Raw genomic sequence first — 1124 nt, forward strand, 5'->3', positions numbered from 1 at the left:
GCCAGGAAAGGGGTGACAACTGGCGCAAATAGTGCAGGGTCGGCAGGTGTCACGGTTGTAGATCAAGCAGCAACAGGTATTCAGTGGGGCAAGGGAATTAAGGGGCAAGGATTGCCCTATGAGGATTACGTTGCATCGACATTGCCCCCTGAAACCCGCTTACCTGCGAACTTCAGAACCTTTGATTTCTTTGATATAGAAACAGGCGTCGCAACCAGCGTTAAAACCCTGGATACAACCACTGCGGCAAAAGTCGCCAATCCCAGTCAGGTGTATTCGTCCCTGAAGGGGAATGTGGATACAGCTGCGAACTTTAAAGTGGCGGCTCTTTCAGGTACAGTATTAAAAGCAGCACAAATTAATGCTCGTGAGCTAAACGTAGCCATTCCGGCCAACACAACATCTGCGCAATGGACGGAGATCAACAAGGCGATTCAATACGGGCAAAGCAAGGGTGTTACAGTCAAAATCACGGTGATCAAATGAGCGAAGTAACCAGAGGCTATTGGGCGGCAGTTGTGTGCAATGCCGATTTTATTTGTATGGATACCTATTCGGGTTATCGAGGGGGGACTAATCGTGATCCCAAGGGCAAGCAGCACCTTTTATCTCCTGATGCCAGTGACTTGGCACTAGGTGAAGCCGTGCAGGATACGCTGGCGCATAGTCGTTGGGTACTTCCGACCCGTCGGGAAGGGAGCACCTATCCTGAAGGCGTGGAGTTTGATATGTCGGCCGGTGATTTCAAGGTGAACTATCCTGCATGGGTGAACGCCCTGATGGAGCGCTACGGATACAAGACCAAACGGGCGCTGTTCAAAGACATGAAAAGCGTGAGTATCGAGAACAAGAACGGCGTGCTAACTTTTACCCCCTCGCACCACGAAAAACTGGAAAGATGGGGGCAAGAAAAAGATGACGGTATTGAGGATGTAGTGATTTCGGCTGACAGTACACCGGTGGAAATTGGTGCAGCTTTACGTTTGGCGTTTAGTCGTTGCACCGGATAAATAGCTTCGACGCATTGTTCTTGGCCCGGTCATGTACCGGGCCTTTTTACGACTACAGCGACTTATCGGTAGACGGTGTTGAAATTGGAAATCGCAAAAAAACGCCAACTCGCG

2 protein-coding genes are annotated in these 1124 nt (G+C 50.2%); both read left to right on the forward strand.

All coding sequences use genetic code 11. The features are described from left to right. Window positions 1-486: endonuclease toxin domain-containing protein (locus tag G520_RS24585; protein ID WP_487042759.1), on the forward strand; the 486-nt coding region annotated here is incomplete at its 5' end. Beyond that, window positions 483-1010, forward strand: a complete 528-nt coding sequence (locus G520_RS0114465) for a contact-dependent growth inhibition system immunity protein (protein WP_028536269.1) — start codon at window positions 483-485, stop codon at window positions 1008-1010. The genes G520_RS24585 and G520_RS0114465, both read left to right, overlap by 4 nt. Window positions 1011-1124: the final 114 nt, after the last annotated feature.

The organism is Paludibacterium yongneupense DSM 18731 (assembly GCF_000422925.1).
Classification (GTDB): Bacteria; Pseudomonadota; Gammaproteobacteria; order Burkholderiales; family Chromobacteriaceae; genus Paludibacterium; species Paludibacterium yongneupense.

Coding starts and splice junctions, on each gene's coding strand:
- G520_RS0114465 (WP_028536269.1), top strand. CDS start 483: ATGAGCGAAGTAACCAGAGGCTATTGGGCGGCAGTTGTGTGCAATGCC.